This is a genomic window from Pseudalkalibacillus salsuginis (assembly GCF_021646685.1).
GTDB lineage: Bacteria > Bacillota > Bacilli > Bacillales > Fictibacillaceae > Pseudalkalibacillus > Pseudalkalibacillus salsuginis.
The window spans coordinates 875,399-898,295 of sequence record NZ_JAKJHW010000001.1 but is presented as its reverse complement, the minus strand read 5'-3'; the positions used below and the strand labels follow the sequence as shown (position 1 = coordinate 898,295).

The 22,897-nt window shown below is 43.0% G+C and carries 21 protein-coding genes; 14 read left to right on the top strand and 7 right to left on the bottom strand.

Features of this window, described 5'->3' with window-relative positions:
* Positions 1 to 152: 152 nt before the first annotated feature.
* From L1611_RS04520 to L1611_RS04505, 4 genes are all read right to left on the bottom strand, one after another.
* On the bottom strand, positions 153 to 2,294 hold the full coding sequence (locus tag L1611_RS04520; RefSeq protein WP_236311890.1) for a YhgE/Pip domain-containing protein: 2,142 nt from the start codon (positions 2,292 to 2,294) through the stop codon (positions 153 to 155).
* A 320-nt stretch (positions 2,295 to 2,614) separates the two neighbouring features.
* Entirely contained in the window at positions 2,615 to 3,340 is a 726-nt protein-coding gene (locus L1611_RS04515; RefSeq protein WP_236311889.1) for a hypothetical protein, read from the bottom strand.
* A complete protein-coding gene (locus L1611_RS04510; protein WP_236311888.1) occupies positions 3,321 to 3,854 on the bottom strand; it encodes an RNA polymerase sigma factor in 534 nt (177 codons plus the stop codon). Before L1611_RS04510 ends, L1611_RS04515 begins: the two co-directional genes overlap by 20 nt.
* 309 nt (positions 3,855 to 4,163) lie before the next feature.
* Positions 4,164 to 4,598 carry a DMT family transporter gene (locus L1611_RS04505; RefSeq protein WP_236311887.1) on the bottom strand — a complete coding sequence of 145 codons (435 nt, stop codon included), beginning with the start codon at positions 4,596 to 4,598 and terminating at the stop codon, positions 4,164 to 4,166.
* Positions 4,599 to 5,132: 534 nt separating this feature from the next.
* Here L1611_RS04505 and L1611_RS04500 point away from each other — a divergent pair.
* The 11 genes from L1611_RS04500 to L1611_RS04450 all read left to right on the top strand — a co-directional run bounded on the left by L1611_RS04500 (position 5,133) and on the right by L1611_RS04450 (position 18,760).
* Entirely contained in the window at positions 5,133 to 6,023 is an 891-nt protein-coding gene (locus tag L1611_RS04500; protein WP_236311886.1) for a nitrilase-related carbon-nitrogen hydrolase, read from the top strand.
* Between the two features lie 97 nt (positions 6,024 to 6,120).
* On the top strand, positions 6,121 to 7,488 hold the full coding sequence (locus tag L1611_RS04495; protein WP_407681691.1) for an NAD(P)-dependent oxidoreductase: 1,368 nt from the start codon (positions 6,121 to 6,123) through the stop codon (positions 7,486 to 7,488).
* Positions 7,489 to 7,530: 42 nt separating this feature from the next.
* A complete protein-coding gene (gene preA, locus L1611_RS04490) occupies positions 7,531 to 8,817 on the top strand; it encodes an NAD-dependent dihydropyrimidine dehydrogenase subunit PreA (RefSeq protein ID WP_236311885.1) in 1,287 nt (428 codons plus the stop codon).
* Between the two features lie 21 nt (positions 8,818 to 8,838).
* Positions 8,839 to 10,254 (top strand): dihydropyrimidinase, encoded by a 1,416-nt coding sequence (hydA, locus tag L1611_RS04485; RefSeq protein WP_236311884.1) that lies wholly within the window; start codon positions 8,839 to 8,841, stop codon positions 10,252 to 10,254.
* Between the two features lie 307 nt (positions 10,255 to 10,561).
* On the top strand, positions 10,562 to 12,022 hold the full coding sequence (locus L1611_RS04480; protein ID WP_236311883.1) for an NCS1 family transporter: 1,461 nt from the start codon (positions 10,562 to 10,564) through the stop codon (positions 12,020 to 12,022).
* Positions 12,023 to 12,073: 51 nt separating this feature from the next.
* Positions 12,074 to 12,292 (top strand): hypothetical protein, encoded by a 219-nt coding sequence (locus L1611_RS04475; protein WP_236311882.1) that lies wholly within the window; start codon positions 12,074 to 12,076, stop codon positions 12,290 to 12,292.
* A 106-nt stretch (positions 12,293 to 12,398) separates the two neighbouring features.
* On the top strand, positions 12,399 to 12,635 hold the full coding sequence (locus L1611_RS04470) for a hypothetical protein (protein WP_236311881.1): 237 nt from the start codon (positions 12,399 to 12,401) through the stop codon (positions 12,633 to 12,635).
* A 63-nt stretch (positions 12,636 to 12,698) separates the two neighbouring features.
* Complete coding sequence (locus L1611_RS04465; protein ID WP_236311880.1) at positions 12,699 to 14,321, top strand: PucR family transcriptional regulator; 1,623 nt, start codon at positions 12,699 to 12,701, stop codon at positions 14,319 to 14,321.
* Positions 14,322 to 14,439: 118 nt separating this feature from the next.
* Positions 14,440 to 15,906 (top strand): CoA-acylating methylmalonate-semialdehyde dehydrogenase, encoded by a 1,467-nt coding sequence (locus L1611_RS04460; RefSeq protein WP_236311879.1) that lies wholly within the window; start codon positions 14,440 to 14,442, stop codon positions 15,904 to 15,906.
* 16 nt (positions 15,907 to 15,922) lie between these two features.
* Positions 15,923 to 17,284: an aspartate aminotransferase family protein gene (locus L1611_RS04455; protein ID WP_236311878.1), complete on the top strand. Its 1,362-nt coding sequence runs from the start codon at positions 15,923 to 15,925 to the stop codon at positions 17,282 to 17,284.
* A gap of 171 nt (positions 17,285 to 17,455) precedes the next feature.
* Complete coding sequence (locus L1611_RS04450) at positions 17,456 to 18,760, top strand: lysine N(6)-hydroxylase/L-ornithine N(5)-oxygenase family protein (protein WP_236311877.1); 1,305 nt, start codon at positions 17,456 to 17,458, stop codon at positions 18,758 to 18,760.
* A 344-nt stretch (positions 18,761 to 19,104) separates the two neighbouring features.
* On the opposite strand, the gene L1611_RS04445 is transcribed toward L1611_RS04450, so the two are convergent.
* Entirely contained in the window at positions 19,105 to 19,851 is a 747-nt protein-coding gene (locus L1611_RS04445) for an SDR family oxidoreductase (protein ID WP_236311876.1), read from the bottom strand.
* Positions 19,841 to 20,224: a MerR family transcriptional regulator gene (locus L1611_RS04440; protein WP_236311875.1), complete on the bottom strand. Its 384-nt coding sequence runs from the start codon at positions 20,222 to 20,224 to the stop codon at positions 19,841 to 19,843. Before L1611_RS04440 ends, L1611_RS04445 begins: the two co-directional genes overlap by 11 nt.
* A 538-nt stretch (positions 20,225 to 20,762) precedes the next feature.
* Between L1611_RS04440 and L1611_RS04435 the strand changes: the two genes are divergently transcribed.
* Entirely contained in the window at positions 20,763 to 20,960 is a 198-nt protein-coding gene (locus L1611_RS04435; protein WP_236311874.1) for a hypothetical protein, read from the top strand.
* A gap of 78 nt (positions 20,961 to 21,038) precedes the next feature.
* Here the strand turns inward: L1611_RS04435 and L1611_RS04430 are convergent, their stop codons facing one another.
* Positions 21,039 to 21,278 (bottom strand): hypothetical protein, encoded by a 240-nt coding sequence (locus L1611_RS04430; RefSeq protein WP_225066817.1) that lies wholly within the window; start codon positions 21,276 to 21,278, stop codon positions 21,039 to 21,041.
* Positions 21,279 to 21,381: 103 nt separating this feature from the next.
* On the opposite strand from L1611_RS04430, the gene L1611_RS04425 reads away from it, so the two are divergent.
* Together L1611_RS04425 and L1611_RS04420 are read left to right on the top strand one after the other, a co-directional pair.
* Entirely contained in the window at positions 21,382 to 22,011 is a 630-nt protein-coding gene (locus L1611_RS04425) for a TVP38/TMEM64 family protein (protein WP_236311873.1), read from the top strand.
* Between the two features lie 33 nt (positions 22,012 to 22,044).
* Positions 22,045 to 22,881: a deoxyribonuclease IV gene (locus tag L1611_RS04420; protein ID WP_236311872.1), complete on the top strand. Its 837-nt coding sequence runs from the start codon at positions 22,045 to 22,047 to the stop codon at positions 22,879 to 22,881.
* Positions 22,882 to 22,897: the final 16 nt, after the last annotated feature.

The window sequence follows — 22,897 nt, the reverse complement described above, 5'->3', positions numbered from 1 at the left end:
GAGCAGGGGTTCGATCTTCCAAAGCGGGTGCTTTTCTTCCGGACACCCAGCCTAGTTCTTTCGTGATCCAAAGTACCAGCTCTTCATTTTTATTTTTCTCTGATTTCATAGAAAAGGGACAGAACCTTGGTAGGGATCTGTCCCTTGACATTTCACATTGCAGCTTCAACATCATGCTGTTTCGGTTTTTTCATAAAGAGGAACACGGTCAGAGATAGCAGGGCAAAGAGGACAAGATAAGCTAAAAGTATGCTCATGTTTGCCAATGCTGCTCCAAAGTCACCTAACGTGATGACTGATTTGAAGCCCGCAATCGAGTAGGTGAACGGTAAATATTCGCTTAATGTTCTCAGATTCTCTGGGAGCATTTCGATTGGTAAATTCGCTCCTGTTATGGATAATTGTAAAATTACGAGGGCTAGGGCAATAAAACGTCCGATGTTACCGCCAAGCGATGCCAGGAATAGTACGATGGCCGAAAAAACAATGCTTACGACAATCGTGAACAAAATCAGTCCAAGTGGATTGGTTACATTCAATTTTAGTATGAAAAACACGGTCATCAGCAATAAAGCGGCTTGGATAAGCGACAATAATGCAAGATTCATGAACTTGACTGTAAACCAGCTAATACTTGAAACATGAGCTGGTCTTTTGAAATTAATGAACAGGGACATGATCAGGATTCCGACAAATAAACCGAGCGTCAGGATATATGGTGCAGTCGAGTCACGGTAATATTCATAGTCGTTGACCGTATCACTTGCAAGTTCGACCGGTGAGGAGAACATACCAATGTTTTTTTCTCCAGTATTCAGACCGCTCGTTTTATCAGCACCTTCCTTCAAACCTGTAGCAAGTTCTTCACTTCCATCGTTCACTCTTCCTGCTCCATCTTCCAACTTAGATGCCCCGGTCGATAATTTTTTCCATCCCTCATCAACAGCCGCATTTCCTTTGGCGATTCGTCCAGCACCTGAATCAAGTTTTGAAACACCAGTAATGAGTTCTTGCCAGCCATTTTCCACTTGAGCATTCCCATTAGCCAGTCTGCTCGCTCCATCTTCCAATTGAGCGGCACCAGAATCCACTTTCTTTTGTCCAGCTACGAGTTGATTCAATCCATCATGGAGTTGGGCTGTACCAGGTACAATTTTATTATCGATTCCATCTGAAACTTTTACTGCACCTTTACTTAAAGCGACTGATTTCGTTGATAAACTGTTCAAACCATTTGCTAAATTCTGAGCCCCGTCGATGATTTGTTGGTAAGGGTCCTTATATGGCGGCAATGTGGTGGATGGGTTCGCCTCTCGGAATTCCTTCAAGCCTGCGAGCAATCGATTGGCACCATCTGCCAATTTAGCAGATCCATCCTTAAGACGGACCGTACCATCAGCAACCCCTCTTGCTCCGGGGGCCAGATTATTCGCTACACCATTCTTAAGATCTGCACTACCAGTTTCAGCCTTTTGCAAGCCGACTAAGATCTGTCCAGTTCCATCTTTAAGCTTTACGGTACCATCGTGCAATTCCCGGGAACCGTCCGCGAGCTTGTTGATGTCCCCAGATTTTTCTTCCAATTTACTTAATAGGAGGCTTGTCCCGTCCTTTAATTCTTGTGTACCATTTGCTAGTTTGGTAATATCTGATTGTTTCGATGTAACAGAGTTTAAAAGCTTTTCTGTCCCGTTATGCAGCTGGGTTGTTCCATCGGATAACCGGGCAGAGCCGTCAGCTGCCTTTCCGAAGCCGTCAGAAACGTCTTCTAAGCTTGTAAAAACTTTCGAGGTGTAATTTTGCGTAATCGTATCTGCAAGTTGCTCCCGGATACGCTGTGTGGCTGTTTCTGTAACTTTTGAGGCGAGGAAGTTCATCCCTTCATTCTGAATGTATTCAAGTTCAAGCTTCTTCGGATCGGGCTCCATTACAGTGGTGACACGTTGGGAAAAGTCCTCAGGGATAATGATCGCCATGTAATATTCATTCTTTTGAAGCCCCCTCATTGCATCGGTTGAATTCACAAATTCCCAGCCCAGGTTTTTTCCTTCCTTCATATTCGCTACTAATTCGTTTCCTACGTTGATAGGTTCATTTTCAGAAATCGCACCCTGATCATTATTGACGACGGCCACTGGCAAGTTATCAAGGTTATCATAAGGCCCCCAAGTTGCGGACAGAAGGATCCCGCCATAAACGACAGGAACCAACAGAGCAGCGATTACAGAGACTAAGATTCCCTTGTTGGCAGCAATCTTTGAAAATTCAGCAGAAAGTAATTTGAAACTATTCATCCCGATACCTCCAAAAGTATAGTAAACGCTTCCATAAAATGAATGAGTACCCATTCATTTTTGTTAATAATCATAATATTCTAAAAAAATGAAAGTTTCTAGTCCATCTCCGATAATCACGTATATCGTACTACTGCTATAACACGAAAGTAGTATAGTGAAAAACATATGGAAGAATATAGATGAGTGATGTGAAAAAAACACTCTAATTCTGATAAAATAACCCACGGAGAAAACGAAAATTCTCCATGGGTTATTCCATACATTTTTAGATTAGGTAGAAGCGGCTGATGTTGAATGATTTAACAAAATTGAGTCACTCATCCTTTTTCCTCTACGATTTCAAAGTCTTTCATCATGGCATCCAGCCTTACTCCGTGACCTTCTTCAGCTTCTAAGAAGAAACGTTGGTGGAAGATATAGGATCCGCCGTCTTCATCAGGAATGACATAGTAACGATTGATCAGGCTATCCCAATTGTTACCGTCTAAAGTACGTGCTGTCTTGGCGTTGATTGGATAGTTGGTCTGCTCAAAAGTAAAACCGTGTTCTGCTTCCAATTGACTGACCGTCTCATCAACTGACTGGTCCTTTTTCCTGATGATTTTCATGAATACTTCAGGATATTGTACTGGTAGAGGTTCTATTGTGGTGATAATATCATAACCCTCATGTTCTTCCAGCTTATAGCGTTCTTCATCTACATATATCACATATCCATGTTCAGTTTGATCGTTCAAGTATGAGGTGCCTTCCTCTTCGGTGCCCTCAATCGGGATTTCAACCTCTTTTTCAGGTGCAAACCATTCTTTCACTTTATCGACGAGGGCGTATCCTGGTGTTGTATTCATAAGGCCGATGACGAGTATTACAGCCGCAGCTACAGTGGCCGCAAAGCCGATCCATTTCGATTTTTTCTTTTTTGGTTGGATGAAATCCAACTCGTCTTCAATCGCCTTCCATGTTTTTTCCTTTTGTTGTTCTTTTACTTCATACTCTTGCTTCAATTTAGCCCCCAACATATCATCAAAATTGTTCTTGTCCATGGTAATCTCCCCTTAATTCTTCTCTCAGCAGCTTTCGTGCCTTAAACAGTCTCGATTTTACTGCACCGACACTGATTTCGAGGACAGATGACATTTCCTTTTCGCTCAAACCTTCTACATACTTCAGTACGAGTGCTTCACGGTGGTCCTCCTTCAATCTCTCCATTGCCTCATCGAGTATTTCGTTATCAGCTGCAGGGTGAGTCGACTTATCCTGAAAGGCGCTTTGCGGAACCTGATCAATATCGGTTTCAGGCTTGCGTTTACTTACCAATCGCCTGACTTCGTTTGTCAGAATGCGGTAGAACCAGGGTTTGAAAGGTTTAGAATCATCATAAGTATGAATGCCTTTATATACGCGGATGAATGTTTCTTGAACTGCATCCGATGCGTCAGATTCGTTTTTCAACATTGAGATCGACGCTCTCATTGCAGCTTGATAATACTCGTCATATAAGGCTCGGAATGCTTTTTTGTCGCCTTTTTTTATCTTTTTTATCGTTTGTTTATCCAACTGGGATCTCCCCTTTTTTCTTTCTCATATGTAATACCTTTGTAACATAGGAAAAGTTTTAAAAGCTATTAAATCTTTTATTATAAGATCGATCCGGTTACAAATGCTGTTTCGCTTTTGGGGTGAAAAAGTGGAAAGGAGGAATGGAAGGCAAAAAAATATTCCCCCGCAATCCATTATGTAATAGAAAGCAGGGGAATCCTGTGTAGTCCGACACTGGGATAGATGCCGGACTTTAATCATTACCCGTTTATAATATCGTTTAAACCGGTTTTTCAAATACGTTTCAAGCTTCTTCCGTCCATACACTTATTTTCTTGTAAACAAATACAGCGCTGCAACCAGGAAACAAAACCCGAGAATCCGTTTACCATCAATCGGAATCTGTTTCATACCAAGCCAGCCGAAATGATCGATGACAGAACTGGTAATGAGCTGGGCGGCAATGAGAGAAATCAGTGAAGCGGCCACACCGATCTTAGGAACTGCCAGGACCATAGCAAATACATAAAATGCACCGAGTATTCCTCCGAGCAGTTGCCATCTCGGAACAGCCGTTGCTTGCAGGATATTACCGTTTCCGAAAAAGATCATGATGAGGAACAGGGCGACTGTACCAATAAGAAAAGAGAGGAAAGCCCCTTCTATGACTCCGACTTGTTTTCCAAGCCCTCCATTTACACCAGCTTGGATTGCGACTGCAACTCCGCCAAGGAACACAATTGCGACCATCAGCAAATTCATCAAGCAACACCTTTTCTTTAAAATTGAGCGTAAAAAATGCCTTCCTTGCGAATGGTATATTGGACATTTATCATCTAAACTTTAACATAAAGTAAAGTAATTCATCGTATATTTTAAGAAAATTGGAAAAACGACAAAAAAATATATATTTTCCACTCTCATTCTACAATCTTCTTCTCAAACCTATGATATGTTTTTTATCTAAACAGCTTGTTTCATTAAAAGACGAAAAGGAGGGGAGAAATTTTCGCAATGTTAATGATTCATCTAATTTCCTCGTGATCCCTCAAAGATAAGTGGATAGAGACAGTGTTTCGCCAGCTGATTGTTATTAATGACCCCATGATTTTTACCCGATTTTTACACTTTGGACAAAATTGAAAACCGATGTTTTGACGTTTTGTAAAATGCAAACCTTCTTTCGACACCGTAATATAAACTTAAGATTCAAATAATTCAGACAGATATCCATCATCATGTTACGACTCGATTTGCTACATACAAGATTAAGAGTATTGAAGGAGGAAATGTGGAATGTCTGATCTAGTTAAAATTGGCTTGATCCAAGCCATTCATGAAGTGGATGGGAACGAACAGGTAGCTGTCCATAAGGAAAAATCAATTGAAAAGCATGTAAAGCTTGTAAAAGAAGCAGCAGAGAAGGGTGCGCAGATTATTTGTTTACAGGAAATATTCTATGGACCTTATTTTTGTGCTGAACAAAATTCGAAATGGTATGACTCCGCTGAGGAGATCCCGAATGGACCTACCACTGCGCAATTTCAGGCTCTAGCTCGTGAGCTCGGTGTCGTCATCATTCTGCCAATCTATGAACGGGAAGGGATTGCAACCTATTATAATACTGCAGCTGTGATTGATGCGGATGGTTCCTATCTTGGGAAATACCGTAAACAGCATATTCCTCATGTAAAGGTTGGCGATGAAGGGTGTGGTTTTTGGGAGAAGTATTATTTCAAGCCTGGAAACTTAGGATATCCCGTATTTGATACAGCCTTTGCGAAGGTAGGTGTTTATATCTGTTATGACCGTCACTTCCCAGAAGGGGCTAGATTACTAGGTCTGAGGGGGGCGGAAATCGTATTCAATCCTTCCGCAACGGTAGCCGGACTTTCAGAATACCTATGGAAATTGGAGCAGCCTGCACATGCTGTGGCGAATGGCTACTATCTGGGAGCGATCAACCGGGTGGGAACAGAAGGACCTTGGAACATGGGTGAATTTTACGGCCAATCTTACCTTGTGGACCCTCGAGGAAACTTTGTAGCCATAGGCAGCCGTGATCAAGATGAAGTGATCATCGGCGAAATGAATAAGAAAATGATCCGTGAAGTCAGAGATGTATGGCAATTCTACCGTGACCGAAGACCAGAAACCTATGGCGAAATGACTTCGTTGCTTCCGTAAGGTAACTGAAGGCGGCTTATCATCACTGCTGATTCGAGTCGCCTTTTTTAGATCTGTTTATCCAATCATTCTACCAACTCCAAAAGGGGGCTTTGATGTGGGGAATTCTGAAAAGCTGCATATTTCACTGACAGAACTTCCGAAAAACTTTCAAGAAGTCCATCCTGCATTATCCGACCGTGAAGCTGTTGAAGAGGCGAATCGATGTCTTTATTGCTATGATGCGCCCTGTATCCAGGCATGTCCAACTGGCATTGACATTCCAACGTTTATTAAAAAAATCGCTTCTGGAAATATAAAAGGATCCGCGAAGACGATCATGACTGCAAATCCGGTCGGAGCTAGTTGTGCACGTGTCTGTCCTACAGAAGAATTATGTGAAGGGGCGTGTGTTCTCAACCATTCGACGAAACCGATCATGATCGGCGACCTGCAACGGTATGCCACTGATTGGGCGATCAAGAACGACCAGGTTTTGTTTCAAAAAGGACAAAGCAATGGTAAATCCGTCGCCATTGTAGGGGGAGGCCCTGCAGGTCTATCGGCTGCCCGTGAGCTTTCGCTTCTTGGTTATGATGTGACGATTTTTGAAGCATCGCCGACTGCAGGAGGTTTGAACACTTACGGTATCGTATCCTTCCGTCTCCCGCAAAAAATCTCCTATTGGGAAGTCGACCAGGTGAAGAGCCTTGATGTAAAAATCCGTACCAATACGGCAGTAGGAAAAGATGTGTCAGCAGACGAGCTGTTAAACTCTTTCGATCATGTCGTATTAGCTGCTGGAATGGGCCGTGTTCCGGATTTAGGCATTGACGGAGAGGACCTTGATGGCGTGTATGATGCAATCGAGTTTGTTAAGGATACGAAAACGAAACCGTTATCCAACCGACTTGTCGGAAAGAATGTAGTCGTCATCGGAGCGGGTAATACAGCAATCGATGGTGCGACTTGCTCAGTCCGTCTTGGTGCTGGAAATGTAAAGATCCTTTATCGTCGAACACAGGAAGAAATGAGTGCTTATGATTTCGAGTATGAATTTGCTAAGCAGGATGGTGTTGAATTCAGATGGTTGACTCAGCCGATCAAAATCCATGGGGATGAAAACGGTCGGGTTAAAGCGATCGAATGTATCAAGATGGAGCTTGGTGAACCGGGAGCTGATGGCAGAAGACGTCCGGTACCAGTCGAAGGATCGAATTTCATCTTGCCTGTCGATGCTGTCATCAAGGCGATCGGCCAGACCAGGCACCAAAGCCTGATCGATCTTTTCCGACTTGAACATATCGATGGCGTCGTCCAAATCTCGGAGGATTATCGTACCTCGAACCCAAAAGTGTTTGCCTGTGGAGATATCACTTTTGGAAAAGGAAAAAGTGAAGCGATGGTCGTGACGGCGGCTCAACAGGGGAAGAAAGCAGCGTACGCAATCCATTCGCACTATATGGAGGAAACAGTGACGGCTTAATATGCTGGCCAGGAGACTCAGAAGAAAGGGGAGTAATATAGAATGGCAGATTTAAGGACGAATTTAGCTGGGATCGAATCGCCGAATCCATTTTGGCTTGCCTCTGCACCTCCAACCAATTCTGGTTACCAGGTCCAAAGGGCGTTCGAAGCAGGATGGGGAGGAGCAGTATGGAAAACCCTTGGAGACCCGATCTTGAACGTTTCATCACGCTTCGCAGCCGTCAGTTTCAATGGACAAAGGGTTGCTGGTTTCAACAATATCGAACTGATCACAGACCGACCGCTCGAAGTCAATCTACAGGAAATTTATGAAACGAAAAAACGTTTTCCAAATCATACTGTCGTTGCTTCCTTGATGGTCGAACCTCAACAAGAGAAGTGGCATGAGATTGTGAAAAGGGTGGAAGAAGTCGGTGTTGACGGACTTGAATTGAATTTCGGATGTCCGCACGGTATGGCTGAAAGAGGAATGGGATCGGCTTCAGGACAGGTTCCTGAACTAGTAGAAAAACAGACGTATTGGGTAAAAGAAGCGGCCCAGACTCCCGTCATCGTAAAGCTGACACCCAACATAACGGATATAACTGCAACAGCTGAAGCAGCAGCACGAGGTGGAGCGGATGCCATCAGCATGATCAATACGATCAATAGTTTAGCTGGTGTGGATCTGGACTCCTGGAACACGATTCCTCATGTTGGAGGGAAGGGTGCACATGGAGGTTATTGCGGACCAGCAGTAAAACCGATTGCACTGAACATGGTCGGCGAGTGTGCACGGAGCCCAAGAATCAATGTCCCGATTTCTGGTATGGGAGGGGTTTCGAATTGGCAGAATGCGGTTGAATTCATGCTGATGGGAGCGTCCAATGTCCAAGTTTGCACAGCCGCCATGCATCACGGATTCCGAATTGTCGAGGATATGATCGATGGCTTGAATAACTATTTAGATGAAAAGGGAATTGCGTCCGTACAGGATATCATCGGGAAATCTGTACCGAAGTATTCAGATTGGGGCAACCTTGATCTCAATTATAAAATCGTTGCCCGGATCAATAATGATGTGTGTATCAATTGCAACAAGTGCCATATTGCTTGCGAAGATACATCTCATCAATGTATCGATATGTTGAAGGATGATCAAGGGAATTCTTATTTGGAGGTTCGAGAGGAAGATTGTGTCGGTTGTAACCTTTGCTCGATTGTTTGCCCGGTTGATGGAGCGATCGATATGGTCGAAGTCGAAAGTGAACACCCGCCGATGACATGGAATGACCGGCAAGCGGCGATTGGGTCTTTACAGAATCCGAGTGCGGATCCTATAAAATAATTTCTGGAAGGTGATTTGATCGTGAAGAAAATCATACGGAACGGAACCATTGTCACAGCTTCGGATACGTATTGTGCAGATATATTGATTGAGAACGAGCGTATTATCGCGATTGGGGAAAACCTGGATGAACATGGGGCAGAAAAAATTGATGCAAAAGGCTGCTATGTATTCCCTGGCGGAATCGATCCCCATACCCATTTAGAAATGCCTTTCGGCGGAACGGTATCGAAGGATGATTTCGAAACAGGGACAATTGCTGCAGCGTTCGGCGGGACGACCACAGTCATCGACTTTTGCTTGACGAATAAGGGAGAGCCGCTCCAGAAGGCGATCGGTGCATGGCATACAAAATCGAAGGACAAAGCTGTCATTGATTACAGCTTCCATCTGATGATTTCAGAATTGAACGAGGATGTGCTCAATCAACTCCCTTCGATCATGGATAAAGAAGGGATCACTTCTTTCAAGGTCTTCATGGCTTATAAAAATGTGTTCCAGGCAGATGACGAAACTTTGTTCAAAACACTCGTCATGGCAAAAGAGCAGGGCGGCCTTGTCATGGTCCATGCAGAAAACGGAGATGTCATTGATTACCTTGTGAAAGAAGCCCTGGAAAAAGGACAGACTGATCCGATTTACCATGCATTGACCCGGCCACCAGAAGTGGAAGGGGAAGCAACAGGGAGGGCGGCCCAGCTGACCGGCCTGGCAAAATCCCAGTTGTATGTCGTGCATGTATCTTGTGCGGAAGCTGTCGAGAAGATTGCAGAAGCCAGGAACAAGGGGTTCGATGTATGGGGGGAGACGTGCCCTCAATACTTGGCACTTGACCAAACATACCTTGAAAAACCTGACTTTGAAGGGGCGAAATATGTCTGGTCTCCACCGTTAAGGGAAAAGTGGAATCAGGAAGTCCTTTGGAATGCTTTGAAGAACGGACAGCTGCAGACATTGGGATCCGATCAGTGTTCGTTTGATTTTGTCGGTCAAAAGGATTTAGGAAAAGGTGATTTCTCCAAAATCCCGAATGGTGGTCCGATGATTGAAGATCGTGTAAGCATCCTTTTCTCAGAAGGGGTCAAAAAGGGTCGGATTACATTGAATCAATTCGTTGATATCATGTCGACACGAATTGCGAAGCTGTTTGGATTGTTCCCTAAGAAGGGAACGATTACAGTCGGTGCAGATGCTGACATTGTGATTTTCGATCCGAACGTAGAACGCACGATTTCAGCAAAGACCCACCATATGGCGGTCGACTACAATGCCTTTGAAGGAATGAAGGTTACCGGTGAAGCGATATCTGTCCTTTCACGAGGAGAGTTCGTCATCCGGGATAAGAAGTTTGTCGGTAAGCTGGGAACTGGGAACTATCTGAAACGAGCTCGTTATAATCAGATTCTGAAGCCGGCTGATGAAAAAATGACGATCTAGCTTCAGAACCATTGTTCCCTTTGTCCATACTTATCGCAGAATCAGAATGGTTTTTTTAAAAAGATAAGAAAATATAAATTCGATGAAGTGATGTCTAGCTCCATCGCCCAACCACTTGGATCCTTCGGTCCTCCTGCGGCGGCGAAAGCCTCCTCGTCAGACTTTCAGTGACCTTCGTGGTTGACCAGGGCGGACCAGGGCGTTTGCACTTTTCGTTGTGCTAACAAGGATCATAGGCAGCATATTATTAAAGCACCATGATTTCACACCAATTGCATTTATTTAAAGGGTATGAGGAGTGATTGTAATGAAAAAACCGGAAAGTTATTTGAAATCTCCTGACCTGCTGCCGATCAGTCAGGAAGGGAGAAAGATTACAACCCTTGGTTTTTCCTTCATGTGGGTTGGTATGGTTGTTGTCCTCGCGACGTTTGCAATTGGTGGAGCTGGGGTCATGTCGCTTCCTTTGCCTCTCGTCGTTTTCGCGACGATCATCGGTTCTGTGGCCATTGGGCTTTTCATTTCATTGATCGCAGATATCGGGATTGAACACGGCCTTTCATTCCCCGTCTATATGCGCGCACCATTCGGAACGATCGGGACACATATCCCTTCCATTGTCCGCGGAGTAGCTGCATCCATGTGGTTTGGGATCAACACCTATTTCGGAGCAACCGCCATGAATGGCATATTGAATATGCTATGGGGATTTGACAACTGGCTCGTCTGCTTCTTCATTTTCGCCTTCGTACAGTTACTGAATACAGCATTGGGGATTAAAGCGGTTGAACGGTTTGCCGATATGGCAGCACCGACGATCATCCTCATTTCAATCTGGATGTATCTGGAGTTATCCGGTACAGCGGCTGCCGAAGGTCGTAATGTATGGACATGGGCTGAAAACCCGGTGACAGGCGGGGCAGCGTTCACCGCATTCTTAGTCGTCATCTTCAGTAATATGGGATTCTGGGCAACCCTTTCTGCAGATATTCCTTCCATTTCGCGATTCATCAAGGCTCCGAAGTTCGAACGGAACTGGTTCAAACGAAATAAAGGCGCCATTGTCGGCAGCCTGATCGCATTACCGTTGACACAAACCTTTATGATCGTTATTGGTGCGGTGGCTTATATCGCGGTCCAGAACTATGATCCGGTCCTTGCCCTCCAGGAAACAGCGACCGGGCTTGTATTAGGCATCCTTTTACTCATGATCGTCCTTGCGCAATGGTCGACGAATATCTCGGCGAATATCGTTCCAGCTGCTACAATCTTTTCGAATGTCGGTGGACCTAAGTTTCCTTTTTGGGCAGGGGTATTTGCTGCAGGTGTTGTAGGGACAGTCGTCCAACCATGGAGTTTGTTCGGCATCATTATTCCGGTACTGCTCATTGTTGGTGGCATCCTGTCAGCGATCGTCGGCATATTATTTGCTGATTACTATTTGCTGAGGAAACGACGTGTGAATGTCTATGATCTGTATAAACCGGATGGGCAATTCAAATATGCTGGCGGTGTGAACGTTGCTGGATTCATCTCATGGATCATAGGTGCTGTCGTTTCTTACTTCTTCCCGAATTATTCCTTCTTGATCGGTTTTGTGTTAGGCGCTGCTTGTTACTATCTACTCTGTAAGTACTGGTACTTCCAGAAGTACCTTCAGGCTGAAATCGAAGATCCAAGTGATGAGAAGTTTCTTGGCATTACTGTTGGCCGGGATTGGAATCTTGAGGATGAACAACAACAGGTAGAATTGAAGAACGTTAAATAATCTCAATATTCGGCGGATGTGAAAAGGATAGTTGGATAGAGGAGGGTCTATATGTCTGATTACAAGGAGTACCTTTCAGAACGTGAACAAATCGATCTTATGTTTGAAAAAGGATATTTCATCAAAAATGTGCAAGAGAATTTAAGTGGAGCTATAGTGACGTTTGAAAAGAATGGCAGCGAAACTGAAACACTCCATATTAAAACGGCTGATGCAAGAAAATATTTTTCCAACCTTCTTTTAGCAACGTCAAAACGTTTGATCCTTTAACAGGAGGCTTTGTTTAATTTGTTTCTTTTTGCGAATTTCACATAAAGAAACGTTCTAAGCGGCCTTGAAATTCAACAATTCCTTTATAAAAGAAAGGAGTTCTTCAATGGAATTTTCCCTGAAGTGCAAAGAGAGTATGTTTCCATGTGAAGTAACGATTGATGAGGACAACGGACGTTATATGCTTAGAAAAGCCGATTCCAGCGGCGAATTCTTCAACACGCCTCAAGAATTGGCAGACTGGGTATTCAGGAATTGGCGTTCAGATGACTTTGATGAGCAAGAATCATACCAGAATATGCTTCGGACCTTGGAGAAGTACTTGCCGATGAAGCGATCTTAAGATTCCAGGCAAAATTTGTATGGCCGCCGAGTTAACGATGTTCATAGATCGGAGTGTCCAAACTTGCAACATCATTCGAGCTTAGCTGTAAAAGATATATTGAGCAGGAAGCACTTTGAGAAAACAGAAGTGATTGCCGGGGTTGAAGGATTGACCCGTCAAGTCAAGTGGGTCCATGTCGTAGAAGTTCCGAATATCCGTAAGCTGTTGAACGGTAATGAACTCATTCTTTCGACGGGTGTAGCCTGGAAAGATAATCATGCATTACTTGTTGATTTCCTTGAACAATTGATCGATTGTGGTGCGGCCGGTCTATGTATTGAAATCGGGACCTACACGGATTCGATTCCAGATGAGGTCATCAGGCTGGCCGACCATTATTGTTTTCCGATCATTCTTTTTTTAGAAGAGGTCCAGTTCGTGAATATCACGCAAGACATCCATGTTCAACTGATCAATCAACATTATCAAATGATCCAGGATCTCGAAGACTATTCCCAAAAATTGAACCAGAAATTGCTGGCGATAGAAAACAGCGTAGAAATGCTGACATTAATGCAAGAATATACAGGCCTGCAAGTTTTGATGAGAACTTTGAATGCCGAGGATATCTACGTGCCTGAATTGAGCGATGAAAGAAGGGATGACCTTCTTTCATACCTTGATCAGGCAGGTGATTCCCCGTTTATAAGCCATAAGCCTGTACCGCTTATGGAGCAGGAATATGGTGAAATTTTCATTGTATCAAGGGAACGTGAAATCAACGAATTCGATCTGTTGATCCTTGATCGGACAGCGACGGTGCTCGCACAGCTCTTTTTACGAGAAATGTATGTCGAAGAGAGGCGCCGGACAGAAAAAAATGAGTGGATCACGAATTGGCTGGATGGAAAACACAACGAACAGGAAACGTCGGATAACCTCACTTATCATGAGGGGAAGCTGAATGTACTTGGGGGTACTGCAGCGATATGTAAACTGTCACAAAACACCACAAGCTCAAACATCACGTATCTCAATTTATTCATCAGGGCTATTTTTGAACAACAAGGATTTCATATGATTACGACAGAAAGGCACGGTTACATCGTCTATATTTTACTTAATAAACGCGGGAAGAGTTCTTGGAAGCAACGATTGAACAAAGGGATGGAAAGGGTGTATCAAACAGAATTCCTGAAAAAACATGCCTTCAAGATTACGAGTATGGCTGTCGGGCAATATATCGAAACGTTAAGTGATATTGGCAGAAGTTATGAAACAGCTGTAGAAACACTGAAATTACAAAAGAACATGAGGACTGAACGATTTTGCAGCTTTTATGAAGACTTACATATGTACAGGGTCATCAGCCTCGTGAAGTCACAGAATGAGTTCCAGCACATGATCACGGAATACTTGAGCCCTGTCATCGAGTATGACAAACAATTCAACGGTAAATTATTACACACCCTGAAGGCCTATTTAGCATGCAATGGGTCAAAAAAAGAAACAGCAGAACAGTTATTCATCGTACGCCAAACCTTGTATTACCGCCTGGAAAAGTTAGAAAGGCTATTAGGAGAAGATTTCATGTCGAATTCTGAAAAACGTATGGCGATCGAGTTCATGCTTTTCGCCCATAATTACTTGAATACACAGGTTAATATGCAAAATGTAAAATCGGACAAGCCTGTTTCAACGTAATTCACATAATTGTATGTGATGTAAAGGGAGGATTTTTTGACATTCTGTCTAATGTAACACCATATAGAATCAGAGATAATGGAAAGGGATCAACTAATATAAGGGAGGCGCTTTCTGAATGACAGTAACCAAAAGTGATACGAAATTACTGAAGAATTATATCAATGGACAATGGATTGCCTCGAACAGTACAGCAGACCTGGAGGTACCGAACCCCGCTACTAAAGAAGTACTGGCACGTGTACCGATTTCAACGAAAGAAGATTTGAATAAGGCGGTCGAGGCTGCCCAGACTGCTTTTCAAACGTGGAAGAATGTACCTGTTCCAAAACGCGCCCGTGTCATGTACAAATTTCATCATCTTGTCACAGAGAATCATGAAGAGCTTGCTAAATTAGTTGTTCAGGAGAATGGCAAAGCGTTTAAAGAGGCTTATGGAGAAGTCCAGCGTGGTATAGAATGTATTGAATTTGCGGCAGGGGCTCCTACACACCTGATGGGGGAGACGCTCTCCAACATTGCGGAAGATATCGATTCGGAAATGTTCCGCTATCCTTTGGGCGTGGTCGGAGGGATCACTCCGTTCAACTTTCCGATGATGGTTCCGCTATGGATGTTCCCGCTGGCGATCGTATGTGGGAATTCGTTTATACTGAAGCCTTCGGAACGCACACCGATTTTAGCGAACAGGTTAGCGGAACTATTGACTGAAGCTGGCCTGCCGGAAGGTGTCTTCAATATCGTACATGGGGCACATGATGTTGTGAATGGTCTCCTGGACCACCCAGACGTCAAAGCGATCTCCTTCGTAGGCTCTCAGCCGGTCGCGAAATATGTATATGAAAGAGCTGCTCAAAACGGAAAACGTGTGCAGGCATTATCGGGTGCGAAAAATTACCATGTCGTGATGCCGGACGCGGATATTGAAAAAGCAGTGCAAAATGTCATCAGTTCAACGTTCGGAAGCGCTGGTCAACGGTGTATGGCATGCAGTGCTGTCGTTGTCGTCGGTGATAATGATCAGTTTGTGGAAGCACTCCGGAAAAAAGCAGATGAGCTGACAATCGGTAACGGTCTGGATACGGAGGTCCTTTTGACCCCAGTAATACGAAAATCCCATCTAGAAAAAGTACTCGGTTATATTGAAAAAGGGATCAAGGAAGGTGCAGATCTGATTCGTGATGGCAGGAGCGAAATGTCAGATCTGGAAGGCGGAAACTTCCTAGGGGCAACGATCTTCGACCATGTAACCCCTGAAATGACAATCGCCAAAGATGAGATTTTTGCACCTGTGCTGAGTTTACTGCGAGCGGAAAATTTAAACGAAGCCCTTGAATATATCAGGAAATCCCGTTATGGAAATGGGGCGACGCTCTATACGAAAAATGCCCAGGCAGTGCGTCAATTCAGAGAAGAAGCGGATGCAGGAATGCTCGGCATAAATGTAGGAGTGCCAGCGACGATGGCTTTCTTCCCGTTCTCTGGGTGGAAAGACTCCTTCTATGGTGACCTTCATGTAAACGGAAAAGACGGAATCAACTTCTATACACGGAAAAAGATGATCACTTCAAGGTTTGACTATTAAAAAGGGGGAAGCAATGATGGTCCATAAAGTTGATCAATCCCAAGATATTTTGAAAAAAGATGATCAATACGTCTGGCATTCGATGAAGCCTTATAATCCGAATGCAACGATGGTCGTCTCAAGTTCAAAAGGAGCATGGGTCACCGATATTAACGGAGAAAAATATTTGGATGCCATGGCTGGATTATGGTGCGTGAATGTCGGGTATGGAAGGACGGAACTTGCAGATGCTGCATATGAACAATTGAAGGAGATGGCTTACTTTCCTTTGACACACAGTCATGCACCTGCTGTCAGGCTTGCTGAGAAGCTTAATGAAATGCTCGGCGGCGATTATGTGATTTTCTTTTCCAACAGTGGTTCAGAAGCGAATGAAGCAGCCTTCAAAATAGCAAGGCAATACCACCAGCAAAAAGGTGAGCATAACCGCCATAAAATCGTATCGCGGTACAGGGCCTATCATGGGAATACGATGGGATCCCTTGCTGCGACTGGCCAGGCACAACGGAAGTACAGATACGAACCGTTAGCACAGGGCTTCCTCCATGTGTCCCCTCCAGATACGTATCGGATGCCAGATGCGGACCTGGAAGATGCCCATGAAATGGCGTGTGTCCAGGAAATCGATCGCACGATGACGTGGGAGTTGAGTGAAACGATAGCGGCTATGATCATGGAGCCGATCATCACAGGAGGCGGGATTCTTGTGCCGCCGGATGGATACATGAAAGCAGTCAAAGAAATCTGTGAAAAACATGGTGCCTTGCTGATCGTCGATGAAGTCATCTGTGGATTCGGCAGAACAGGGAAACCGTTTGGATTCCAGAATTATGATGTACAGCCAGACATCATTACGATGGCCAAAGGGATTACATCCGCCTATTTGCCCCTTTCGGCTACCGCGGTCAAAAAAGAGGTTTATGAAGCGTTCAAAGGCAGCGAGGAGTATGATTTCTTCCGCCATGTCAATACGTTCGGCGGAAGTCCTGCCTCTTGCGCAGTGGCATTGAAGAATCTTGAAATTATGGAAGATGAAAAACTCTTTGACCGCTCCCGTGAATTAGGGGATCGTCTCAAAAATGAACTGCAGAACCGCCTTCAAAATCATCCTAATGTCGGAGACGTGAGAGGGAAAGGACTATTGATCGGAATTGAGCTTGTGGAAAATAAAGAAACGAAAGAACCACTTGATACCAATAAGCTGAATGACGTGATGGCAACTTGTAAAAAGAATAAACTGCTCATCGGGAAGAATGGCGTGACAGTAGCAGGCTACAACAACGTATTGAGTTTGTCACCACCGTTGAGTCTTGAAGATAGCGACCTGGACTTCATCGTCAACACATTGACGAACGCTTTGAACGAACTTACAAAATAATTTATGAACAGAGACCTGACCTTAAAGGACTGCCTTTGGGGTCAGTCTTTTTTGTTTAGGATAGAAGGGTTTTGAGCATTTTAGTTTATAGAACATCTATATTGCATTAGTGTATTCTTTTTTCTTTTTCCATTATAATAGAACAAGATTTTAAATAGAGGTGGTAGGACCATGGATGATCATGTATATGATTTATTAGGAGCAGGGATAGGACCTTTCAATTTAAGTCTTGCAGCGTTGATAGAAGACCGTACTGAAATCGATGCATTATTTTTCGATCAAAAGCCGCAATTTGATTGGCACCCTGGAATGTTGATAGTAGGGACACGCCTTCAAGTCCCTTTTATGGCAGATCTGGTCACACTAGCAGATCCGACAAGCAGATACAGCTTTCTGAACTATCTATCAAAAGAGAACCGCTTATACCCATTCTACTTTTTACAACGGTTGGACATCCCGAGAAGGGAATATAATGATTATTGCCAATGGGTTGCGAATGAATTGGAAAGTTGCCGATTTGGCAAAAGAGTCGTAGAACTGGATTTCAATGAAGCTGAGGAACTATATTTAGTGACTGTACTAGATATACATACAGAAGAGACCTCTGTCTATAAAAGCAAAAATCTTGTTCTTGGTACTGGAGGGGTTCCTGCGATACCGAAAACGTTCCGTGGGTTTCCTGGAGAAGATGTTTTTCATACGGCTGAATATCTCAGTCGGCAAGACAGATGCAGAGAAGCGAATTCCATTACGGTGATCGGCTCAGGGCAAAGTGCTGCTGAAGTATTCAGAGAGTTATTGAAAGACCATATGGAGCATGAATATCGTTTGAATTGGATTACACGATCACAAAGCTTCTTGACAATGGAAGAATCTAAATTAAGCGTAGAGCAATTTTCCCCTGATTATGTGAATTATTTTTATGACTTTCCTCAGGAAAAGAAGGATGAAATTTTCGGAACCCAAGATCTCTTGTATAAGGGGATCAGTTCGCACACGGTGACCGACATCTATAATTTGCTTTATGAAAATACCGTTTCCCGCCGAAAGATGCAGGTCGGTTTGCAGGCAATGACTGAAGTGAAGGGTATTCAAGAAAAAGACGGGAAATATGAGTTGCAATGTCACCAGTGGCAGCAAGGCAAGGATTTCAAGCTTGAGAGTGAAGTCGTCATTATTGGAACCGGATATCGCCCGTATGTACCAGACTTTATCAATGGTTTGAAACCTTACATCTCCTGGGATGACTATGGGAGGTATGAAGTAGAATCGGATTACCGCTTACGTCTCAATATCCCGAATCAGATTTATGTCCATAGCGGAATCTCCCATTCTCATGGAGTAGGATCCACGAATTTAGGGCTCGCAGTCCATCGGAATAAAGTCATCATCAATCATTTGACAGGGAAAGAAATATTCCCGATGTATGAGAAGCATGTCTTCCAAAACTTTGATGTTGACAAGTTCGAAAAATAAAAAAGTTATTGGTTGAAGTGAACATATTAAAACGTAGATGGTTTCACATTGGAAATCACCTGCGTTTTTTCTTGAAGGATAAGAAGTATAAACATTTTGGTTGCGGTGAAGAAATGTCTAGCTCCAACGCCTAACCACTTGGATCACTTCAGACCTCCTGCGGCGGCGACAGCCTCCTCGTCGGACTTCCAGTGACCTTCGTGGCTGAACAGGGCGTTTGCGCTTTTCTTGTCATTTAAGGATTTTGTACTCGAATACTAAGGGACGTTAGAAAAGTATCTTATGAAAACCAGCATAAAATGAACTCTTTCATTGTTATTCGCTCTCTTTCATCAAACCAATCGTCACCAAGAAATCGGCTGGCGATCACGGAAATAACCACCATTAGGTCCTTCTTCATCTAATGTAGCTAACCATACAGCGGTATCTGCACCTTCTTCAACCGTACTAGGTGCATCAGCTCCTCCCATATCTGTTTGTACGCGGCCAGGACAAACCGCGTTCACTTTGATGCCCTTTTCAGATATATCTTGTGCGACTAAACAGGTTAAGGCATTGAGCATGGTTTTAGATATTCGATAAGCAGCTGAGGATCCGCCAATTTGGATTGGCCCTTGACCACTCATGATTTCAAAAGCTCCCAAACCTGATGAAATATTGACTATTCGTCCATACTTCCATTGCTGCATCAAAGGTACAACCTCTTGTATCATTCGTAAAGCACCAAAAAAATTCGTTTCAAAGGTCTCTTTTATCACTGATTCTCCTACTTTTAAAACAGGAACAGCCCTATCAAGGATAATTCCAGCGTTATTTACAAGCACATCCAGACGACCATACTCTTTTTTTATTTGTTCAATTGTCTGTTTGACGGTTTCTTTATCATTGACATCAACTACTTGCAAACCCACAATAAGTCCATCTTTGTTCATTTCTGCAACGGCCTTTTCTCCTTTTTCTGCATCCCGACATCCAATGAGCACATAGTATCCTTTTGAAGCTAGCTGACGTGTTATTTCTCTCCCGATACCACGATTTCCACCCGTAACTAAAGCAATTCTTCGATTGATCGTGCTTCTTTTATTGCTCATTTTGGATTCCCCCCTTGTTGATTCTATATTTCAAATCTGCCACCAACTCTATTAGCTGAGCTTCTGCTTTTAGTAATAATCCTATTTGTTCTCGGATCTCGGTAAGCTTCATTTCTCCTTTTTCAATTCCATTTCGAATACAGGCATCTTTGGTTTGTCCATTGATCATACAATGAAACAAATCAGCGATTTCATTCGTTTTCAAACCCATACTTAAATAAAGTTTAATCATTCTGATTTGTTCAATATCGATTTCACTATATTGTCTATAGCCATTTTCTAATCTTTCAGGCTGCAATAGGTTTTTTTCTTCGTAATATCTCAAAGAACGAAGGCTTACACCGGTTTTCCGAGAAAGTTCGTTAATTTGCATCGACCATCACCTTCCTAAAACAGTTTTCCATCTAGATTAACTTTAAACTATGACATCATGTGAAGGTCAAGTACATTATTGAATTGCTTTAATTGCTTAACCTACTTCTTTATTTTAGAAGGGTAAAAATTACCTTCCTGAATTTAAGAAAGGTTCTTTTAATTTTCATGTTTAAAGAGTTTTACTTCATTCAACTAACTGATGAGAGAAAGACACAAATGGATTAAATCAGGAGTGAAAGCTACCATATATTGAATGATCTCAGGGGAGTGTTTGATGAAGTGCATCTGTTAGACCTGGCGGAAACTTTGATTGGAAACCGGTGAAAATTAGAAAAAGTAAAGGAGTAAATGTTTATGGGATTCCTTAAAGAGTTATAGGTTTTAGGGAGGTTTCCTATGAAGTCAAAAAATTCAAGCCAATATCTGTCGTTTGTATAACGGCTTATAAAAAATAATCAATGATCTTTCTTAAATCTTAACCTGCATTTGGGAATTAAAAAAACAGTTTTACACAAGCTAGGGTTGAGGTGAAGAAAATGGGACAAGAGCCTAAAAAGAAACCCCTGGAAAATGGCAGCGATAAGGTCAGTATTCGATCGGGTCTGGAATCTGATTGCCCTCTAGACCCCGAAGAAAGATTTCATGGTGATTCTGTTGATGAACATAAAGAATTTGAATCCTCCAATGAATATTTTGCGGAAAAGGAAATTTCCCAGACATTCAATAATTCTTAGTCAAATAGCAATGATGGATCGCCTTCCCTTATACGGTGGACGATCCATTTTGCAACTTTAACGTGTATGGCACAACTCTTATTTTGAACTGTCAGCTTTTTTTCCTCGCATCAATTTTTCAAAATCCTTCATGTCTTCATCAGGTTGAGACTGTGAAAGGTGAAAGGGATTGGGGTCTCGATTGTCCAGATCATTTTGCTGATCTACATAGATCCCCATTTGTCCACCTTGCGTTGCAGTAGAGTCATTAATGATGCTTTCTTTTTCGCCGTCAGGATGTGAAGTCGGTTTTCTGTGGTCTTGCGTATTCCTTGGCATGTCCATCATCTCCTTGTTACTTATGATGACTGACCTATGGAGAAACTATTCTTGATTCCGATAATGAAGGGCCACATGATAAAAACAGTATGGAGTTCAAGTTATGAAAAAATGGTTGATCCTTGTTTACCTCATAATGGTAACGATTGTATTTTTCAATAAAGAGATCTTATTGGAATGGATCCATGAAAGTGACCTGTCCCGTTTGCCGATCATGTTTGGCCTCTCGACTTTTATTGCTACTTTTCCAGTAGTGCCTTTCACATTGTTTGCAGGGATAATGGGTGCCAAATACGGATTCTTGATCGGTCTTATTATCAATTGGTGGGGTGGAGTATCTGCTTCAGTCCTTTACTTCTTAGCGGCACGTTACCTCTTTTCGGATTTCTTCAAAAAATATATTCAACGGTTTCGGGGCATCCATAAGTTCAATACCATGATCGAAAAAAATGCCTTCATCGCGATTCTTTTTGCAAGGCTGGTACCTATCATTCCTCCGCCCGTCGTCAATATCTATTCAGGTCTTACTAAAATTTCCTTTTTGACCTATTTCACAGCATCTGCATTGGGGAAAATCCCTCCAATGTTCATATTCGCTTATGGTGGGGATCAGATTTTATCATCTTGGCAAAATCTATTGGCAGGGATCAGTGTGTACGTCCTTTTCCTCCTTATCGTTTTTCTGATTTATCGGATTTGGGTAAGAAACAAGACGAAGAGGAGGTTTGTTTGAAAATTCATTCCGATAAAGGAGCAAAGGAACGTTATGAAATTCGGCTGTCATGTAAGTATAAGGGAAGGATACACCGGTGCTGCTAAACGGGCATTGAAAATCGGTTGTCAGGCTTATCAATATTTCCCTAAAAATCCGAGAAGTTTATCTGTTAAGGATTTTAATCGGGAAGACGCTGAACGCTGTAAGGATTTTTGTCGCCAACATGATCTTATTTCGGTTGCCCATACGCCATATCCAACAAGTTTGACACCTCCAGCTGAAAAAAAGGATCAGATCATCGATTCATTATTGAATGACTTGGAGATCGCGGAAGCATGTGGATCAGCAGGGGTTGTGGTGCATTTTGGCAGCCGGATCAACCAGTCAGACCAACTAGCCAGCTATCAATTGATGATTGAGATGTTGAACAATATCCTTGAACAGTGGGAAGGAGACTGTAAAATTCTCCTTGAAAACAATGCGGGCAAACCAGGTGCAATGGGGACGACATTGGAAGAACTTATCCAGGTCAAAAATCTTACCAAGTATTCTGAGAAGATCGGATTTTGCTTTGATACGTGCCATGCCTATTCAAGTGGCCTCTGGAGTGGTGAAAACAATGAGGAACTCTGGGAAAAGGGGCGTGAATTAGGGTATATACAGGATATCGAAGTGATCAATTTGAACAATTCCAAATATCCTTTACGTTCGGGAAAAGACCGTCATGCGAACATTTTCAAAGGCGGTCATATCGAAGAAAAACATTTCAAACAATTATTCAGGACTTCCTATTTATCAGGTGTACCATTTATTTTGGAAACCCCATCGGACTACGGGATTTCCCATGAAGAGGAACTTGAAATGTTAAAACAAAAAATGGGAAAGTAAGTGTTTTACTTTTCCC